Below are 16,638 nucleotides of genomic sequence, written 5' to 3'. Positions count from 1 at the left end.
AATCGTTGCCAACTGCAATCGGACGATTACACCTTCACCGCCAGCCGCAGCCCACCCCAATGCCTTCCGGCGACGAAGATCGGGGCGGAGATGTCCTTCATCAGGACGAAATTGCCGCCGCCCATGTCGCGACGATAGGTCTGGACGAGGAAGGGGGCGGTGGAGCGGCCGGCGGCGAGGCCGACGCGGTCATTGAAGATGCGGCGGTTGCGGCAGTTGGCGGTGTTCCACACCGTGTCGCCCGGGCGCTGTGGCGCCGAGAACTTCTTGTTGTGGGTCGGCAGGTAGCCGTTTTCGTCGACGGCGGCACAGAAGCCGATACGGTCCGACGAGGCGGCAACCGGCTCGATGATTCCGGGCAGGACCTGGTCGGTGAAATCGGTGAAACCGGTCATCATCTGCACAGGATCAGTTCCCGGGATCGGACGATAATTGCGATCGAAAAGGTCGGCCGTACGGATCCGGCCGCTGTCGACGCCCTGCTGGAAGGCGTGGGAAATGCGGGCGGCAACATCGACGGCGGTGTCGATCCAGTCACTGTCGGCCGTGCGGATGCCGGCACTTGCGGTCAGCTGGATCAGCGTTTCCGAGAGAGCCACCACCTTGTCCACACGGCCTGCGGTCTGCTGCAGGTGATGGTCGGACTGGCGGACTTCGGCGGACATGTCGCTCAAGGTCGCGACGAATTCCGAGCACTGGCGATCGACCCGGTCGGTCGTCTGGGCCATCGCAGAGGAGCCGTCGAGAATGCGGGTGATGACCTGCTCCATGGCGGAGAAGGAGTGGTTCATCGCCTGGGAGGTCTCGCGCACGTCGCGGGCGCTGGCGGTCGCACCACGGCCGGCATCGTTCAGGCGGACGATCTTCTGGCGGATCTGGTTCAGGGTTTCCTGGATGGCACCGGTCGCCTGGGACGTCTGCAGCGCGAGCGCGCGGACTTCGGCTGCAACTACGGCAAAACCCTTGCCGGCTTCGCCCGCACGGGCAGCTTCGATCGCGGCATTCAGCGCCAGGAGATTGGTCTGCCGGGCGATCGTGCCGATCTCTTCGGCGACCTTGTCGACCTCGGCGAGCGACTGGGAGAAGCTGCCGATCTCTGTGCCGATTTCCTCTGATGTCTCGACCATGTGGTCGATCTTGTCGATGGCGCCGGTCAGGCGGGTCGCGCTGTCGGTCAGCATCCGGCGGGCTTCGCCCGCAGTCTGATCCGTTTCGCGCAGGGAGCTTGCGACATCGCGATTGGTTTCGGCGATCGACAGCGCTGTTCGGGTAATGCCGTCGAAGGTCACCGCATGGCGTTTGGAAATGCCGGCCACGTCCTGGATCGCTCCAGCGATATCAACGAGATCGACGCCGAGCGTCGAGGCCTCTTCGGCCAGGCGCTGGACTATGCCGCGCAAGGTGGCAGCATCGATTTCCGGTGGACGCGGGGTCTCCGCCACATCCTGCTGGTCATCATCGTAGCGCGCGTTCATCGCTGCAGTCATGGATCATCCTCCTCCAATCGACGGATGCTAACATCTGTATGATTAATGAGGCCTTTCTTTAGGCACCACGAGAACTCACCTAGACTAAAGTTTCAGGGAGCGCTGGTCGAAAGCCATCCGCACATGGCGTTGGAGAATTGTCGGACACCGATCCGGCATGCTAAATCACGGAAACGTGAACCAGGGCTGCCATGCACATTGTCCTCGCCACTCATACCCGCATTCCCGCGCTGCGTTACGGCGGGACGGAACGCATCATCGCCTGGCTTGGCCGCGCGCTTGCGGAAAAGGGTCATGTGATCGGGCTCCTGGGGCCGGCGGGCTCGACCTGGCACTATGGGCCGCTCACCGTCATCGAGCCCGCTCGGCCGCTCGAGGCGCAGATCCCGCGTGAGGCGGATGTCTTTCACAGTCATATCGGGCTCGATCCGGATTTCGACGGCAAGGCCTGTCAGACGATCCATGGCAATGCGGCCGGTGCCAGGCTGCACCGCAACTCGATCTTCGTCTCTGCCGACCATGCCGCGCGCCATGGCGGCACGGCCTTCGTGCATAACGGGCTCGATCCGCGCGTCTATCCCGAGCCGGACCTTGGCCATGGCGGTAAGTCCCTCGCCTTTCTCGCCAAGGCGGCCTGGAAGGTGAAGAATGTGCGAGGCGCGATCCGGGTCGCCCGCAAGGCCGGGCGGCGGCTTGATGTGCTCGGAGGGTATCGCCTGAACCTGAAAATGGGGCTGCGCCTGACGCTCGATCCCAATGCTCGTTTCCACGGCATGGTCGATGATGCGGGCAAGGCTGACGTTCTCGGGCGATCTGCTGGCCTGCTCTTCCCGGTGCGCTGGCACGAACCTTTCGGGCTTGCGGTGATCGAGGCGATGTATTTCGGCCTGCCCGTCTTTGCCACGCCTTACGGTTCCCTGCCGGAACTGGTACCGCGGCATGTGGGTTGCCTGTCGGACAAGGGCGACGTGCTGGCGGAGGCAATACGGGATATCGGGCGGTTCGACCGCGCGGCGATCCATCAGCATTTCCAGGAGAACTTCACGGCGGAGCGCATGACCGCGCGCTATCTGTCTCTCTACGAACGCATCGAGGCGGGGGAGAGCCTGCATTCGACAAGCTTCACGGCGCCAGCCGCGCCACATCAGGGCTTGCTGCCGTGGACGGACTAAAGCCGCCGTCGCTTCAGGGGCACATGATCACAAGGCACCGATGGCCTTGAGCTTCTTCAGGACCGCCGCGCTCGGCTCGCCGGTTTCCGGCAGCTGGTAGTGGCGCTCGAAGCGTCGGATGGCGGCACGGGTGTCTTCGCCGGGCACGCCATCGATGCGGATGTTCTTGTAGGCCATGTTGGAGAGGCCACGCTGGATTTCCATGACGAGGCCCGGATCGAAGTTCGCTTGCTGGACCGGCGGCGGGGCCGTCGGTTCGACGGTTTTCGGTGGAACCGGCTGGGTGGCTGTCACCGGACGCCGCGGCGCGGTGACAACCTGGGTTTCAGCGCTGCGGATCGCGGCGGCAACCGGGTCTTCGCCTGGCGCATCCACATCCATCACCGGGCGCTGCGCCGGAACGGCGGCGGTGATGCCGCGATCAAGCGTCAGCGCCGCCAGGAGTTCCGGCGTCACGAGCCCGTTGGCCTCCATGCCGACGGTTTTCTGGAAGATGGCAATCGCGGTCTCGGTGCGCGGCCCGATGACACCGTCGGCATCGCCATCATAGAGGCCGCGGCGCAGGAGTTCACTCTGGACCTGGCGAATGAGACCCGCCGTTTCCGCGGCATTGGCGGGAAGGCTGGCGGGCACGGGAGAGACTGATGTCGCGGTTTGAGCCGGTGCGGTCGCCGGGCGGGCATTGGTCGTATCCGAGGGCGCCGCCTCGCTGCCCGGCTTTTCGCGTTCGATGCGGAAGGTGGTTACGTTTTCTGCGTCCTGCTCGCTCAACAGCGGGCTACGCGGCGTGCCGGCGAGTACGCTAAAATCGGCAGCATCGCGGGTGCGCAGGAATGGCGAGGGATGCTGGCCAGGCTGATACCAGAGGGCATTGGCGGCGATCGTTCCGAAGACCAGCGTAAAGCAGAAGGCGCCACCCACGGCGCGCGGATGACGTCCGGCAAGCCGCGCAAGGGCGCCAGCGCCCGTCGAGAGAACCAGGAGGACCTTTGAGCCCGCCTTCTTCTTCTCAGGCGATTTTCGCTTTCGCTTCGTCATGCCCCGGTGCTTTCCCACCCCTTGTCAGATCACTCCCCGCTTCGGCAAGGCGCGGCGGGAATTCGACCATGTTCGTTTCACGGGCAGCCCTGGCGCCCGAACCGTCCGCCGGCAGCGTCACCAGGACCACGGTGCCCTCGCCTGCTCGGCTTTCGATCCTGAACGTGCCGCCATGGAGAGCCGTCAATCCCTTTACCAGCGAAAGCCCAAGGCCGGAACCCTCGTAGTTGCGATTGAGATCGTTCTGCACTTGTGTAAACGGGCGACCGATCAGCGCCATCTTGTCCGGCGAGATGCCGATACCTGTATCGCTGATGCTGATCGTGACTTCGTTGCCCTGTCTTGTGGCATCGATGTTCACGGCGCCACCGGCATCGGTGAACTTGATGGCATTGCCGACGAGGTTGATGACGATCTGGCGCAGTGCCCGGCCATCGGCCGAGATCTCGCCGAGGCCCTTGGGCAGACGGCTGCTCAGCTTGACGCCCTTGGTCTGGGCCTGCAGCGAAAGCATGCGTTCGCATTCGGTCAGCGACTGCGCGAGATCGACATCCTCGAGCATCAGTTCGTAGCGGCCGGCCTCGATCTTCGACATGTCGAGCATGGTGTTGACGACAGAGAGCAGGTGCGCGCCGGACTGGCGGATCAGCTGGACATATTCGCGCTGGCGGTCGTTTTCGAGCTTGCCGAAATATTCACCGGCCAGGATATCGGAAAAGCCGAGGATGGCGTTGAGCGGCGTGCGCATCTCATGGCTGACGGCAGCGAGGAAGCGGCTCTTGATCTCGTGGGCGGCGCTTGCCTCTTCTTCCTTGCGAGCCACCTCGTCGCGCATCAGCATCTCGCCTTCGATATCGAGCATCTGGGCGCGGACACCGGCAAGCGTGCCATCGTCGGAGCGGACGGCGGTCATGTCGAGACGGACATTGAGGAACTGTGCCTGATCGAGGCCGATCACCGGGCGATCGAGCCTGAGATCGGTTACTACGACATCGGCACCGAGGCGCAGCTCGTCGAGCGCCTGGACGAAGGCCAGACGGTCGGAGACATGCACCTGTTCGACAAAGGCACGCGACAGCGGCTCGCGCAGGAAAGACAGGAACATCTGGCGGTCACGACCACCGGCCGCGCGGACGATGCCGGTCGCGTCGAGTGTCAGGAACAGGCCGGGGCAGTATTCATAAGGGTCGGCCGTGGTGGTGGCGATCGCCGTCTCGGCCTCGTCCTGCTCGCTTCCAAGGCGAAGGCCCGAGACCAGCGCCAGGGCTGCGAGCAGATAAAGAGCGGTGACGAGGGCAAAACCGATCGGCAGGCCGGTCGCAACGCCAAAGACCAGAGTGAGGATGGCGGGCACGGCGACGACCGCGGGCAGAACAGCAAGGGTCAGGCGGCGCAAGGCGACGATCTCGGCCCGGTCGACCGGACGGCCGACAGCATGACGCACCAGAAGGCGGGCCAGGAGCCCGTCCATCTTTACCGTCAGTGCAGCCGACATTTTACGCAATACAACCACGCCAGAAATCCGCGACCGGTTCATCTGATTTATGGGTCTGAGGATAGGCCGACGCGCTTAAGGAATAGATAAGGCAGGGCCCCGGAAGGGCCTCCGCTCAGCCGTTCTGACCCGAAACAGGACAGCCGAACGAGGCTTTCCAAATCATGGTTAACGAGGCGTAAGCACTGAAATCATTCAAGTTTTCTGATGGCCGTTAAGATTTGTGTCGGCGCCACCAGGCCAAAAGCGGTGGATTGCGGGGCCAGCGCCACATTTATGCTTAACGGTGACCGCTAAAGTTTTACGGACGCGTCCCGAAATGGGGAGATCACTCAAATTTTAGTCGAATTCGCATCAAAACCGACCGTCTTTCGCAAATCGATTTTGGCGAATCAAACCTAGGGTGGAATTCACGAGTTCGGGGAGAAACCCGGACCGTTCCGGCAAAGACCGGCAACAGGGATTTGGTGAAGACCATGTGGTTTCTGATCAAGGGAACTTTCTATTGTACCGCGACGCTTGTCGCACTGTCCTTCCTCGCGGCCCCGCCTGCAGAGGAAAAGGATGGCGCCAGCTTCGACATGGGTGCCGCCATCACCGCCGCAAGCGGTGCCTATGAGTATGTCACCTCGCTCTGCGTCGAGAAGCCCGAGGTTTGCGAAAAGGGTGCCCAGACTTTCCAGGCGCTCGGTCAGCGTGCCCGCGAAGGGGCGCTCGTCGCCTACCAGCTGCTCGACCAGCAGTTCACCGATGAGGGCACGGCAGTTGTGGCCGATGAGATCCAGACGCCGAAGAGTGGCGCAGTCGAGATCATCAGGCCTCACGTCGAGAGCCCGCAGCTCGTCAGTGCCGAAACCGAAGCGCCCGTTATCACCGGCACGGTGACACCGACGGAACGGCCGAAGCATCTGCCGAAACCCTACCAGCCGCCGAAGCCCTGAGGGCTTGAGGCGCATGACCGACGCTCACGCGGTCATCTGACGAAATCCGGGGCGGACAGCCGCCCCCTCCCCGCCTTGCAGCCGGTTCTGCCATAGACCGGATGCCTGTCTGCCTGTCCCTGACTGAATTCGGCATTTGCCGGGCCGCGTGGCGCAAGCTGCGCGGCTTTTTTCTTTTCCAGACCCCACGCCTGAAGCATCGACAGCTTTCATTGCCGCAGCCAGTTCAAAAGCCTGTCGGTCTCAACTATATGGGTCCGACGTAACAAGCGGGTGCAGCATGGCTAACTTGAACGAGATGATCGACGACTTCGGCTTCCTGGATGATTGGGAGGACCGGATGCGCTATGTCATCGAGCTCGGCAAGGCACTGCCGGATCTGCCCGACAGCGAGAAGTCCGCCGAGAACAAGGTGCAGGGCTGCGCGAGCCAGGTCTGGCTCTCGGTGTCCTCAAGCGACGGCGCCGATCCAGACATGACCTTCCGTGGCGACAGCGACGCCTTCATCGTGCGCGGTCTCGTCGCGATCGTGCTTGCCGCCTATTCCGGCAAGAAGGCGTCCGACGTGGTCAGCTTCGATGCGCTCGACCTCTTCAAGCAGCTCGGCCTTCTCGAACACCTGACGGCGCAGCGCGCCAACGGTTTGCGCTCGATGATCCAGCGGATCCGCGAAGAGGCGGCACGCCGGCTGATGTGACTGTCCCTCAACCGATCTCCGGGCGAAAGCCCTCGTCGCCCCAGTGTCGGGCGCGGAGCCGGACGGGCGGCGGGGCATAATGGCGGGCGAGCGACAACAAGGCGGTGCGCAGCATCAGCTTGGCGGAACGGGCCGGCCACTGGCGCTCGTGTTCGACCGTTTCCAGGCCCTTGCCGAAGCAGCAGACATCGAGCGCCACGCCTGAAAGCTCCGGTCCCATGGCCTTGACGGCACGATTGACGCGGGTGCGGGCCGCGAGCGTCGCATCGGCCAAGTCGGTTGCCGGCGGGGCTGCGCCCTTGTTGCGGGTCGCAAGCCGCGGCTGCCAGCTGGCGGTGATGCGCGGCTGCAGACCGGCAAAGTCGAAATCGGCTGCCAGACGCTCGCCGGCGGCAACAGCCTCCTCTGGCAGAAACGGACGACCGTCCTTCTCCTTCAGTCGCAGCAGGGGAAAAAGGGGCGATTCCTGCAGGTTGCGGCGCACGGACTGGCGGCCCTGCGGCATATCGAGCGTACCGACCTCGACCGTGCGGTGCTGAGCGGCATGGGCCTCGTCGGGCAGGTCGCAGAGATCGCGGCGAAGCCAGGCAGCTGTCTCGGCGGTGGGAGCAAGGCCGTCCTGGGTGCGGAGAAGCAAGCCGTCGGCCAACAGGCGGGCGAGGAGCGCGGGCGAAGCGTCGGCCGGCGACGCGGCGATCCGATCGGCATTGACGGGCGGAGGCTGTTCCAGAGGGCCGGCCAAAGCCCGTCGGAGGATCTGGCGGATCTGCTTTCGTTCGCTGCGGGTCATGATCTGCCCTCTCCTTCAGATGCGCTTGCCGGCGATGAGATGGACGGCGCTTGCCATGCGCTCGACGATCGCGACAAAGGTGTCGTAAGCGCGGTCGTCGCGGCGGTCTTCGACCATGCGGCAGGCATGTCCAACGGTGGTGCGATCGCGGCCAAAGGCCTGGGCGACCTCTCCCATGGGCATCGAATAGGCGACGTGGCAGACATACATCGCCACCTGGCGGACATGGCTCGTGGCCCGGCGGCCAGGCTCCTGATCATGTTCGAGGCCTGTGGCGCGCAGCAATTCCTCGGTCAATTGCCGGACAATCATGCAGAGCAGCCGTCGCTCGGGCGTCAGAGGACGCTCGGAGAAATCATCCGCCTCGGCTGCGGGCTGCCATTCAACCGATGGTGCGACGGGAAGAATCGCGGGTGGTGTGCTGATGGGGTCGTCGGGGGTCATGGCGCGCTCCAATAAAGGATTTTATTCCTATAAAAACTAGCAGAGCCTGAGAGAATGTGAACCCCATGATTTTAGGGGCATCGCTGTGAACCATCAAATCATCGAAAGCTGACTGCCGTCGCGGCGAGCATGGCAGTCGACAACTGGAAGAGGATCTTTTTCCTATCCGCCAATGCAAAAAAAGGCCGGTCGCGGGACCGGCCTGATCTTCCTCGCGTCGCGAGAAACCAAAGAAGGCTTACTTGGCGCGCTTGCGGCGCTGGCCGAGGCCCATTTCCTTTGCGAGACGCGAGCGCGCTTCGGCATAGGCCGGGGCAACCATCGGGTAGTCGGCCGGCAGGCCCCACTTCTCGCGGTACTCTTCCGGGGTCATGTTGTAGTGGGTCATCAGGTGTCGCTTCAGCGACTTGAACTTCTGGCCGTCTTCGAGGCAGATCAGATAATCATCCTCGATCGACTTGCGGATCGGAACAGGCGGCTTCGGCTTTTCGACGACCACGGGGGCCGGAGTTGGCGAAGTGGTGTTGTTCAGGGCCAGGTGGACATCGGCAATGAGGTTGGTCAGGTCGCTGACCTGGACGACGTGGTTGCTGACATAGGCAGCGACGATGTCAGCGGTCAGTTCGACCAGCAACTGCTGGCTTGGGCCCTGCTGGGTTTCAGTCATTCAATTCTCCTGTTCAGATCCCGAAGGGGCCGCCGCCCCTGCAGACAATAGTTTACATGTCTTCCCGATCCGGCCGGACAGGGAAGGCGAAAGACACCCCCATGAAGATCACCAATTTGCCGGGTCGGCCCCAAACCGTCCGGCATTTTGCTACGCAGAATTCAGCCAAGATCACGTGTTAGACTTGCCAATATCTGGCAGTTCACTTCGCCTACATACCACGAACGCAACAGACCAGCGCTCTCAAAAGTGAATTAACACCCCTGCCGCAAATGTCCACCTGATATTTCTACTAGATTTGACGGGTATAAATCTTTTCTATTTGCCGATCAGGCATTTTGCACTGGGCAGGATAGCTAGGATTTCAATAGAGACGCTCACTCAACCAGAAATATCAGCCGTTTCATCATGACATCATATCGTCACGTACCGATGCGGATGACAGCTTATAGCCAACCTTGTGGGCCGCACGGGCAAGAAGATGAGCGGAAATCGGGGCCGTCAGGACGAAAAAGATGATGCCGGCCAGGGCACGGCCGAAGGTCGCGACATCGGCCGCATGCAGGCCAACGGCGAGCAGCAGCAGGCCGGACCCGACCGTGCCGGCCTTGGAGGCCGCATGCATCCGCGTATAGAGATCCGGCAGGCGATTGAGGCCGATTGCGGCGATGAGGGAGAAGAGCGCGCCGCCGATGGTCAGAACGGCAATGGCGATGGCTGCGAGAAGCGAAATCATTTTCCCTCCTTGCCGAGAGATCCGGCCGGTTTGCTTGCCTTGACGTTCTTGGCCGTCTTTGTCTTTGCCGGCTTCGACGGTCCGCGACCAGCCTCAACCCGCTCCCCTTCCCCGACGCAGCCGCGCGCCAGGATGAAGCGGGCAAAGGCGACCGTTGCCAGGAAGCCGACGAGACCAAGCGCAATCGCGATGTCGATATAGAGGGTATAGCCGGTCCTGAGCGCAATGACGGCGATGAAGCCGATGACGATGCCGACCAGCATGTCGAGGGCGATGACGCGGTCCGGCAGGGTCGGACCGACGACGACGCGGTAGACGGTCATCAACAGGGCAATCACGAGGATGACGATGGCGGCGACGGATGCGTATTCGACGATGAGTTCAGGGGTCATCAGGCAAATGCCTCCATGATCTTCTTCTCGAAGCCCTCGGCGATGTCACGGCGGGCGGCCTCGACGTCGGAGCAGTCAATCGCGTGGATATAGAGGGTTGTGCGGTCCTCGGAAACGTCAACGGAGAGCGTGCCCGGGGTGAGCGTGATGAGATTGGCGAGCAGCGAGATCTCCCAATCGCTCTTGACCGTCAGCGGGTAGGCGAAGATCCCGGGCTTCAGATCCATTTTCGGCTTGAGCACAAGCGTCGCGACACGCCAGGCGGACTTGGCGAGCTCGACAAGAAAGAGCAGGACCAGAGCCAGCACGCGGCGGAAGCGGCTCGTGTAGTCGCGACCGACGAAACGCTCGCGCAACAGGTAGAGCGTCAAGAGCGAGATGACGAAGCCGAAGATCAGATTGGGGACCGTGAAGCTGCCGGAGACGGTGGCCCAGATCACCGCCATCAGCATGCTAAGTGCATAAAGGCTCATCGGGCACCTCCTTCAGGGAAGACGGAGCGGATATAGGCGGTGGGATCCGAAAGACCGGCGGCGGCCTGCTGCGTGATGACGATCAGGCTGTCCGGGAAGAGGCCGAACCAGACCACGAAACCGGTCAGGATGACAATCGGCGTGAAACGCCAGCGTAGCGCACCCGCCGAGGCCGGGACAGCCGTTGGCTGCTCGCGGCCTGCGGCAGCGACCGGGCGCCAAAAGGAGAACAGAAAGACGCGGCCAAAGGCGATCGTCGTCAGGAAGCCGGAGACAAGGACCGATGCGGCCAGCCACCAGGCGCCGATATCGATCGAAGCCTTGACCAGAAGCGCCTTGGGCCAGAAGCCGGAGAAGGGCGGAAGGCCGCTTGCGGCGAAAAACAGCGCGAGCGAAATCGCGGCAAAGGCAGGTGCAGCCGTCCAGAGGCCGGCCACACGATCGAGACGGAAGCTGCCGCCGATGCGGCCGATCTCGCCAGCGACCAGATAGAGCGCCGTCATCAGGAGGATGGAGTGCAGCGCATAGAAGATCGCAGCACCCACCGCCATGTCGCCGCCGATCGCCACGCCGGCCATCATGTTGCCGATGCCGGCAACGACGACGAAACCGAGGAAGCGGCGGATGTCGTTCTGTGCGAGTGCGCCGATCGCGCCGAAGATCATGGTGAGTGCTGCGACGATCGCGATGACGAGGCTCAGCGCCTCACGTTCGACGGGGAAGAGCATGACCACGACGCGGAACAGCGCGTAGACACCGACCTTGGTGAGCAGGCCGGCAAACAGCGCCGACACGACGACGCGCGGCGTGTGATAGGAGGCCGGCAGCCAGAAATTCACCGGGAAGGCCGCAGCCTTCATCGAGAAGGCCAGAATGAAGAGCGCCGTCAGCGTCATCAGCGGCGCGGTCTCCGCATATTGCGGAACCTTCATGGCGATGTCGGCCATGTTGAGCGTGCCGAAGATGGCGTAGAGATAGCCGACAGCGATCAGGAACAGCGTCGTCGCCATCAGGTTGAGGACCGCATATTTCAGCGCGCCATCGATCTGCTCCCGCTCGGACCCGAGGATCAAGAGACCGAAGGAGGAGATCAGCAGCACTTCGAACCAGACATAGAGGTTGAAGATGTCGCCGGTCAGGAAAGCACCGCAGACGCCGGCCATCAGCAGCATCAAAAGCGGGTAGAAGCCATAGCGGCGACCGCTGTTGTTGATCTCGACATGGGCGTAGAGCGCGCCGCAGAAGGCGACGATGGCGGCGGACAGCGCCAGCAATGCTCCGGAAAGATCGACTGTGATGGCAATGCCGAAGGGTGGCAGCCAGCGGCCCATCATCATGGTCAGAGGGCCATCGGCCATGACCTTGGCGAGCAGCAGCCCGTTGTTGAGGACGAGCAGCGCCAGTCCCGTCAGTGCCACCGGCGGATGCCAGTGGGTGCGGTGGCGGATCATCATTAGGATCGCGCCGAAGGCAATGCAGAGCGCCATCGGCGTAACCGCGAGCCAGTCGGCAGCCGTCATCGGCTCCATGACATAGGCGGCGGCGTAGTCGGCAGGGGTCGTTGTGGGGGCAGCCATGTGGTCCTCGTGTCTCCCGCTCAGTAGCCGCTCGGCGGCAGCGGCTCGTCCATCGGCTCGGCGACACGCATTTCACCCGTGTCGTCGGTGCCGAGGTCCTGGTAGGCGCGATAGCTCAGCACCAGCAGGAAGCAGAAGAAGGAGAAGGAAATGACGATCGCCGTCAGGATGAGAGCCTGCGGCAGCGGATTGGCGGTGCCAGCCGGCAGCACGTCGACGCCGCCCGGAATGATCGGCGGAATCGACGGGGTCAGTCGACCGGCGGTGAAGAGCAGCATGTTGACGGCATTGCCGAGCAACACGATGCCCAGCAGGATACGGACGATCTTTTTCGACAGCATCAGATAGACGGCGGCGGCAAAGAAAATACCGACGACGAGCGAGAAGATGACTTCCATCAGCCGTCATCCCTTTCTTCGAGTGCAAGCGCGATCGAGGCGAAGGTGCCGACGACCACGAGATAGACGCCAATGTCGAAGGAAATCACCGTCGCCAGCGGCACTTCGACACCGAAGAGGCTCGGATAGACCCAGATACCGGTCATGAAGGGGTAACCGAGCGGCGCGGAGATGAAGCCGGACAGGGTTGAGACCAGCAGGCCAAAGCCGGCGATCGACATCGGATGGAAGACCATGGCGCGGCGCACGGCCTGGACGCCGAAGGCGATGCCGTACATGGCAAAGGCCGCAGCGCCGATCAGCCCGCCGATAAAGCCACCACCGGGCTCGTTATGGCCGCGCAGCAGAACGAAGATCGAAAAGACCAGCATTAGCGCGGTGAGAAAGGGTGCGAAGGTTCGGAAGATCAGGGTGTTCATGAGCGCTTGCCACCTTTCGTCTTGCTCGGACGGGCCACCGCGGCGGAGGGGGTCGTCGAGGTCACGGCCGCAACTGCCGGAGCGCCACCCACCCGGATGCGGATCAAGGCCAGGATCGACAGGCCGGTGATCATCACGACAGCGATCTCACCCAGGGTATCAACACCGCGGTAATCGACGATGATGACGTTCACGACATTGGCGCCGTGGGCGATGATCTTGGAGTGCTCGCCAAAGAAGGCGGACAGCGAACCATCAAAGGGACCCGAAGTCGAGGCCACCAGCATCAGGCCGAAGCCGAGACCGCAGGCGATGGCCAGCGAACCATCGAACAGGCGCGCCGCCATCGGGCGATGGTCGGCGAGCGACAGCCTGAGGCGGGTCATGACGAGCGCCAGAATGATGACCGACAGTGTTTCGACCATGAACTGGGTGAAGGAGAGGTCCGGCGCGCCATACAGCAGGAAGATGACGGCGATGGCAAAGCCCTGGATGCCAAGGCAGACGATGGCGGTCAGGCGGTCCTTGGCCGTGAGCACGGCAATGACGCCGATGACCGCGATCACCAGGATCGCCATTTCATGCAGATCGACTTCCGACGGGAGTGCAATCGCAGTCGGAAGTTCGCCGAACATCACCGGTGTCGCCAGAAGCACGACCGCGACGAAGATGAAGGAGAGAGTGACATAGGTTTCAAGCCGGCCGTTCTGGACGAAGCGCGTAACGGTGGTCGAGAAACGCACGAGGCCGGATATGAAATGGTCGAAGCCGCGGTCGGGGCTGATGCCGAGGCCGATGACGAGACGATCGACGGCGGCCCTCAGGCGCTCGAGGCCGAGATAGAGAACGAGGCCGATCAGCACCGTCAGCACGGACAGCGCGAGGGCGGCCCCCAGCGAGGGGATCAGGCCGATGGTCACGGTCTGGATTTCACCATCGACGGCGCTAGCCATGGGCGACGAAATGAAGCGATGGGCAAGACCGGAGAAGAGCGCGCCGCCGAGCGACAGGAGGGCGAGCGTCAGCGGGCCGATCCACAGGAGCACGGGGCCCTCATGGGCATGTTTCGGGGTCTTGCCTTCCTTGCCAATGAAGGGCTTGAGCCCGACGGCAAAGGCGATGACGAACATCAGCGCATTGCCGATGACGGCCACGGCCGTGAAGAGGATGGCGCGTGGCTCGGCGCCGGCCAGCGCATAATAGATCTCTTCTTTGGCGAGGAAGCCGAAGAGCGGCGGCAGGCCGGCCATGGAAACGCCGGAGAGAATGGCGGCGGCGAAGGTGATCGGCATCAGCTTGCCGAGGCCACCCAGTTTCGTGATGTCACGGGTACCTGCCTCGTGGTCGATCGCGCCCGCGACCATGAAGAGCGCGCCCTTGAACAGCGAATGGGCGACGAGATAGAGCACCGCCGCCTCGACCGCATGCTCGGTGTCGAAGCCGGTCAGCATGACGAGCAGGCCGAGCGAGGCGACCGTCGTATAGGCGAGCATCAGCTTCAGATCGGTCTGGCGGACGGCGAGCACCGAGCCGACGATCAGCGTGATGCCGCCGAAGAAGGGCAGCAGGATTTCCCAGGCGGGCGTTTCGCCCATGACCGGGTTCAAGCGCATCAGGAGATAGACGCCGGCCTTCACCATGGTGGCCGAATGCAGATAGGCGGAGACCGGGGTCGGCGCCTCCATGGCGTTGGGCAGCCAGAAATGGAAGGGGAACTGGGCCGACTTGGTGAAGGCGCCGCCGAGCACGAGCAGCAGGGCTGCAAGATAGAAAGGACTTTCACGCAGCGCGTCACCAGTCGAGAGCAGCAACGACAGCTGGCTGACGCCGGTGATGTTCCAGATGAAGATCATGCCGGCGAGCAGGATGAGGCCACCGCCGCCGGTGACGACCAGCGCCTGCAAGGCCGCGCGGCGCGAGGCTTCCCGCGTGTGGTCGAAGCCGATCAGCAGGAAGGAGGTGATCGAGGTCAACTCCCAGAAGACGAAGAGCATCAGGAAGCTGTCGGAGACGACGAGGCCCAGCATGGCGCCCATGAAGAGCAGGATGAAGCCGATGAACCGGCCCTGCTGCGGATGGCCCTTCATGTAGCCGCCGGCATAGAGCACGATCAGCGTGCCGATGCCGGTGATCAGCAGCGCGAAGGTGAGCGACAGTCCGTCGATGAACCAGGAGAAGGAGAGGTTCAGGCTCGGCACCCAGGCATAACCGCCAGTCACCCGCTCGCCGTTGGCGATCTCGGTCAGGAAGCCGGCGAAATGGGCAAAGGCGAGCGCCGGCGCCAGCGCCAGGACCCAGGCGCCGTTTGCACCGAGACGGGAGACGATCCACGGCGCCAGAACGGCGGCGGCAAACGGCAACAGCATGGCGACCCAGGTCATGTCGCTCGTCATCTCAGGCATTCCATCTCCCCGTGGGCAACGATCAGCGCTCGATCATCAGTCGATACAAGGTGGCACGTGTTAGGACAAGCCAACCTTTGTCTCAAGCGAAAACGGAACCTTGTCCCTTCACGGACGCGTCAACCCACGATTCTGTGAGTTCCCGGTGAGGGGGTTCAGTTTCTCGTGAAAGAAACGGGAGGTGCGAACGACCAAAGCTCAGTGACAGACAATTGCCGCCTTGCCTCCGGCTCCCTATCTATCATGCAACACCCGCGAGGCTTTGCCCTGCCCCGCGCCTGGCCAAGGAGATCATCATGACCGCTTCCACAACTGCCCCGAAGATCGTCAAGTCGGATGCCGAATGGCGCGACCAGCTGACGCCGGAGCAATACCGGATCCTGCGCGAGCACGGCACCGAGCGCGCCTTTACCGGGCCCTATTGGGACAATTTCGACAAGGGCCTTTATCGCTGTGCGGCCTGCGACGAACCGCTCTTCGTCTCCGACACCAAGTTCGACGCCGGTTGCGGCTGGCCGAGCTATTTCGAGCCGGTGAAGGCGGATGCCGTGACCGAGCATCGCGACACCGCCTTCGGCATGGTGCGCACGGAAATCCGCTGCGCCAATTGCGGCGGACATCTGGGACACGTCTTTCCCGACGGCCCGAAGCCGACGGGCTTGCGCTACTGCATCAACGGGCACTCGATGGTGTTCACGCCGATCGAGTGATGGGCAAGACCGGCGCCGGAAGACGCGCCTGGCCGAACGGCCGGGCGGCTTCCAGTCCGGCAGAGCCGCTTTCGCGCGGCAGAAAATAGCCCGAGCGAGACCTGCTTGAAGACAAAGATCATCCTTTTTATCGGCGTCGCTACCGTCGCCTTGGTCATCGGCTTTACGGCCGTCAGGTTCGCCGGAGGCGAAGCTCAGGCGACGGCATCGCTGCCGCACAAGCACTGCCCCGTGATCGGTTGCGCTTTGTCGTGAACGGCGGCCGACATGCGGCCTGAAGCGCATTGCTGCCGTTCTTGGCTGTGGAAAGCCTCATCTTAAAGCTCAAGTTGCAATCTTTGCATTTGACCGGCAAACGCGATGATGGAACCCCATTCAGGTCAACAACCTGGGGGTATGCCATGCATACCAAACTCGCGACCGTTCTCGGCCTCGCCGCCATGCTCTCATCCTGCGCCAGCAAACCGCAGGACATCGAAGCGGCCTATGTCTCGCCGACACTCTATGAAAGCCTCTCCTGCGACCGGCTGCGGGAAGAAGCGACCGCCGTTTCGGCCCGTGCCATTGCGGCAAGCGGCGCGCAGCAGAAGAAGGCCGACAATGATGCGGTCGCTGTCGGGGTCGGCCTCGTTCTCTTCTGGCCGGCGCTGTTCTTCGCCAAGGGCGATGGTGCCTCGGCCGCGGAAGTCGCGCGGTTGAAGGGCGAGATGAAGGCGATCGAGGCTGCCTCGATCAAGAACAATTGCGGCATCCGCTTCGAGGACCCGACTGCGAAGCCGGCGGCCAAGAAAGCCTGACGC

At 62.9% G+C, this 16,638-nt stretch carries 19 protein-coding genes; 6 read left to right on the top strand and 13 right to left on the bottom strand.

Going from position 1 to position 16,638, the window contains the following annotated elements; genetic code table 11:
* Positions 1-26: 26 nt before the first annotated feature.
* Positions 27-1,487 carry a methyl-accepting chemotaxis protein gene (locus GH983_RS04875; protein WP_371418432.1) on the bottom strand — a complete coding sequence of 487 codons (1,461 nt, stop codon included), beginning with the start codon at positions 1,485-1,487 and terminating at the stop codon, positions 27-29.
* A 191-nt stretch (positions 1,488-1,678) separates the two neighbouring features.
* Here GH983_RS04875 and GH983_RS04870 point away from each other — a divergent pair, with 191 nt between their 5' ends.
* Positions 1,679-2,659 carry a glycosyltransferase gene (locus GH983_RS04870; RefSeq protein WP_153761789.1) on the top strand — a complete coding sequence of 327 codons (981 nt, stop codon included), beginning with the start codon at positions 1,679-1,681 and terminating at the stop codon, positions 2,657-2,659.
* A 27-nt stretch (positions 2,660-2,686) separates the two neighbouring features.
* Here GH983_RS04870 and GH983_RS04865 read toward each other — a convergent pair whose 3' ends face one another.
* Entirely contained in the window at positions 2,687-3,697 is a 1,011-nt protein-coding gene (locus GH983_RS04865) for a peptidoglycan-binding protein (RefSeq protein WP_054149838.1), read from the bottom strand.
* Positions 3,669-5,168 carry a HAMP domain-containing sensor histidine kinase gene (locus GH983_RS04860; protein ID WP_083229719.1) on the bottom strand — a complete coding sequence of 500 codons (1,500 nt, stop codon included), beginning with the start codon at positions 5,166-5,168 and terminating at the stop codon, positions 3,669-3,671. Before GH983_RS04860 ends, GH983_RS04865 begins: the two co-directional genes overlap by 29 nt.
* Positions 5,169-5,668: 500 nt before the next feature.
* Here GH983_RS04860 and GH983_RS04855 point away from each other — a divergent pair, with 500 nt between their 5' ends.
* Entirely contained in the window at positions 5,669-6,133 is a 465-nt protein-coding gene (locus GH983_RS04855; protein ID WP_153761788.1) for a DUF5330 domain-containing protein, read from the top strand.
* 280 nt (positions 6,134-6,413) lie between these two features.
* Entirely contained in the window at positions 6,414-6,830 is a 417-nt protein-coding gene (locus GH983_RS04850; RefSeq protein ID WP_153761787.1) for a SufE family protein, read from the top strand.
* Positions 6,831-6,837: 7 nt separating this feature from the next.
* On the opposite strand, the gene GH983_RS04845 is transcribed toward GH983_RS04850, so the two are convergent.
* The 10 genes from GH983_RS04845 to GH983_RS04800 form a co-directional block, all read right to left on the bottom strand.
* Entirely contained in the window at positions 6,838-7,620 is a 783-nt protein-coding gene (locus GH983_RS04845) for a DUF6456 domain-containing protein (RefSeq protein ID WP_153761786.1), read from the bottom strand.
* A gap of 15 nt (positions 7,621-7,635) precedes the next feature.
* Complete coding sequence (locus tag GH983_RS04840; protein WP_153761785.1) at positions 7,636-8,064, bottom strand: helix-turn-helix domain-containing protein; 429 nt, start codon at positions 8,062-8,064, stop codon at positions 7,636-7,638.
* A 238-nt stretch (positions 8,065-8,302) separates the two neighbouring features.
* Complete coding sequence (locus tag GH983_RS04835; RefSeq protein WP_153761784.1) at positions 8,303-8,731, bottom strand: MucR family transcriptional regulator; 429 nt, start codon at positions 8,729-8,731, stop codon at positions 8,303-8,305.
* Between the two features lie 406 nt (positions 8,732-9,137).
* Complete coding sequence (gene mnhG / locus GH983_RS04830) at positions 9,138-9,467, bottom strand: monovalent cation/H(+) antiporter subunit G (protein ID WP_069041839.1); 330 nt, start codon at positions 9,465-9,467, stop codon at positions 9,138-9,140.
* Positions 9,464-9,859 carry a cation:proton antiporter gene (locus GH983_RS04825; RefSeq protein ID WP_153761783.1) on the bottom strand — a complete coding sequence of 132 codons (396 nt, stop codon included), beginning with the start codon at positions 9,857-9,859 and terminating at the stop codon, positions 9,464-9,466. The genes mnhG and GH983_RS04825 overlap by 4 nt, the downstream gene beginning before the upstream one ends.
* Positions 9,859-10,332: a Na+/H+ antiporter subunit E gene (locus tag GH983_RS04820; RefSeq protein ID WP_153761782.1), complete on the bottom strand. Its 474-nt coding sequence runs from the start codon at positions 10,330-10,332 to the stop codon at positions 9,859-9,861. The genes GH983_RS04825 and GH983_RS04820 overlap by 1 nt, the downstream gene beginning before the upstream one ends.
* Positions 10,329-11,909 carry a Na+/H+ antiporter subunit D gene (locus tag GH983_RS04815; protein ID WP_153761781.1) on the bottom strand — a complete coding sequence of 527 codons (1,581 nt, stop codon included), beginning with the start codon at positions 11,907-11,909 and terminating at the stop codon, positions 10,329-10,331. Before GH983_RS04815 ends, GH983_RS04820 begins: the two co-directional genes overlap by 4 nt.
* Before the next feature lie 20 nt (positions 11,910-11,929).
* Positions 11,930-12,307 (bottom strand): Na+/H+ antiporter subunit C, encoded by a 378-nt coding sequence (locus tag GH983_RS04810; RefSeq protein WP_054149849.1) that lies wholly within the window; start codon positions 12,305-12,307, stop codon positions 11,930-11,932.
* Positions 12,307-12,726, bottom strand: a complete 420-nt coding sequence (locus GH983_RS04805) for a Na+/H+ antiporter subunit B (RefSeq protein WP_054149850.1) — start codon at positions 12,724-12,726, stop codon at positions 12,307-12,309. Before GH983_RS04805 ends, GH983_RS04810 begins: the two co-directional genes overlap by 1 nt.
* A complete protein-coding gene (locus GH983_RS04800; RefSeq protein ID WP_194842827.1) occupies positions 12,723-15,119 on the bottom strand; it encodes a putative monovalent cation/H+ antiporter subunit A in 2,397 nt (798 codons plus the stop codon). Before GH983_RS04800 ends, GH983_RS04805 begins: the two co-directional genes overlap by 4 nt.
* A gap of 305 nt (positions 15,120-15,424) precedes the next feature.
* On the opposite strand from GH983_RS04800, the gene msrB reads away from it, so the two are divergent.
* The 3 genes from msrB to GH983_RS04785 all read left to right on the top strand — a co-directional run bounded on the left by msrB (position 15,425) and on the right by GH983_RS04785 (position 16,635).
* Positions 15,425-15,838, top strand: a complete 414-nt coding sequence (gene msrB, locus GH983_RS04795; RefSeq protein ID WP_054149851.1) for a peptide-methionine (R)-S-oxide reductase MsrB — start codon at positions 15,425-15,427, stop codon at positions 15,836-15,838.
* A gap of 105 nt (positions 15,839-15,943) precedes the next feature.
* On the top strand, positions 15,944-16,093 hold the full coding sequence (locus GH983_RS04790; RefSeq protein ID WP_153761779.1) for a hypothetical protein: 150 nt from the start codon (positions 15,944-15,946) through the stop codon (positions 16,091-16,093).
* Positions 16,094-16,239: 146 nt separating this feature from the next.
* Positions 16,240-16,635, top strand: a complete 396-nt coding sequence (locus GH983_RS04785; protein WP_153761778.1) for a hypothetical protein — start codon at positions 16,240-16,242, stop codon at positions 16,633-16,635.
* Positions 16,636-16,638: the final 3 nt, after the last annotated feature.

It is taken from the genome of Agrobacterium sp. MA01 (assembly GCF_009650195.1).
GTDB lineage: Bacteria > Pseudomonadota > Alphaproteobacteria > Rhizobiales > Rhizobiaceae > Allorhizobium.
Note: the sequence above shows the minus strand (reverse complement) of the source record. Positions and strands in the feature narration are given on the sequence as shown.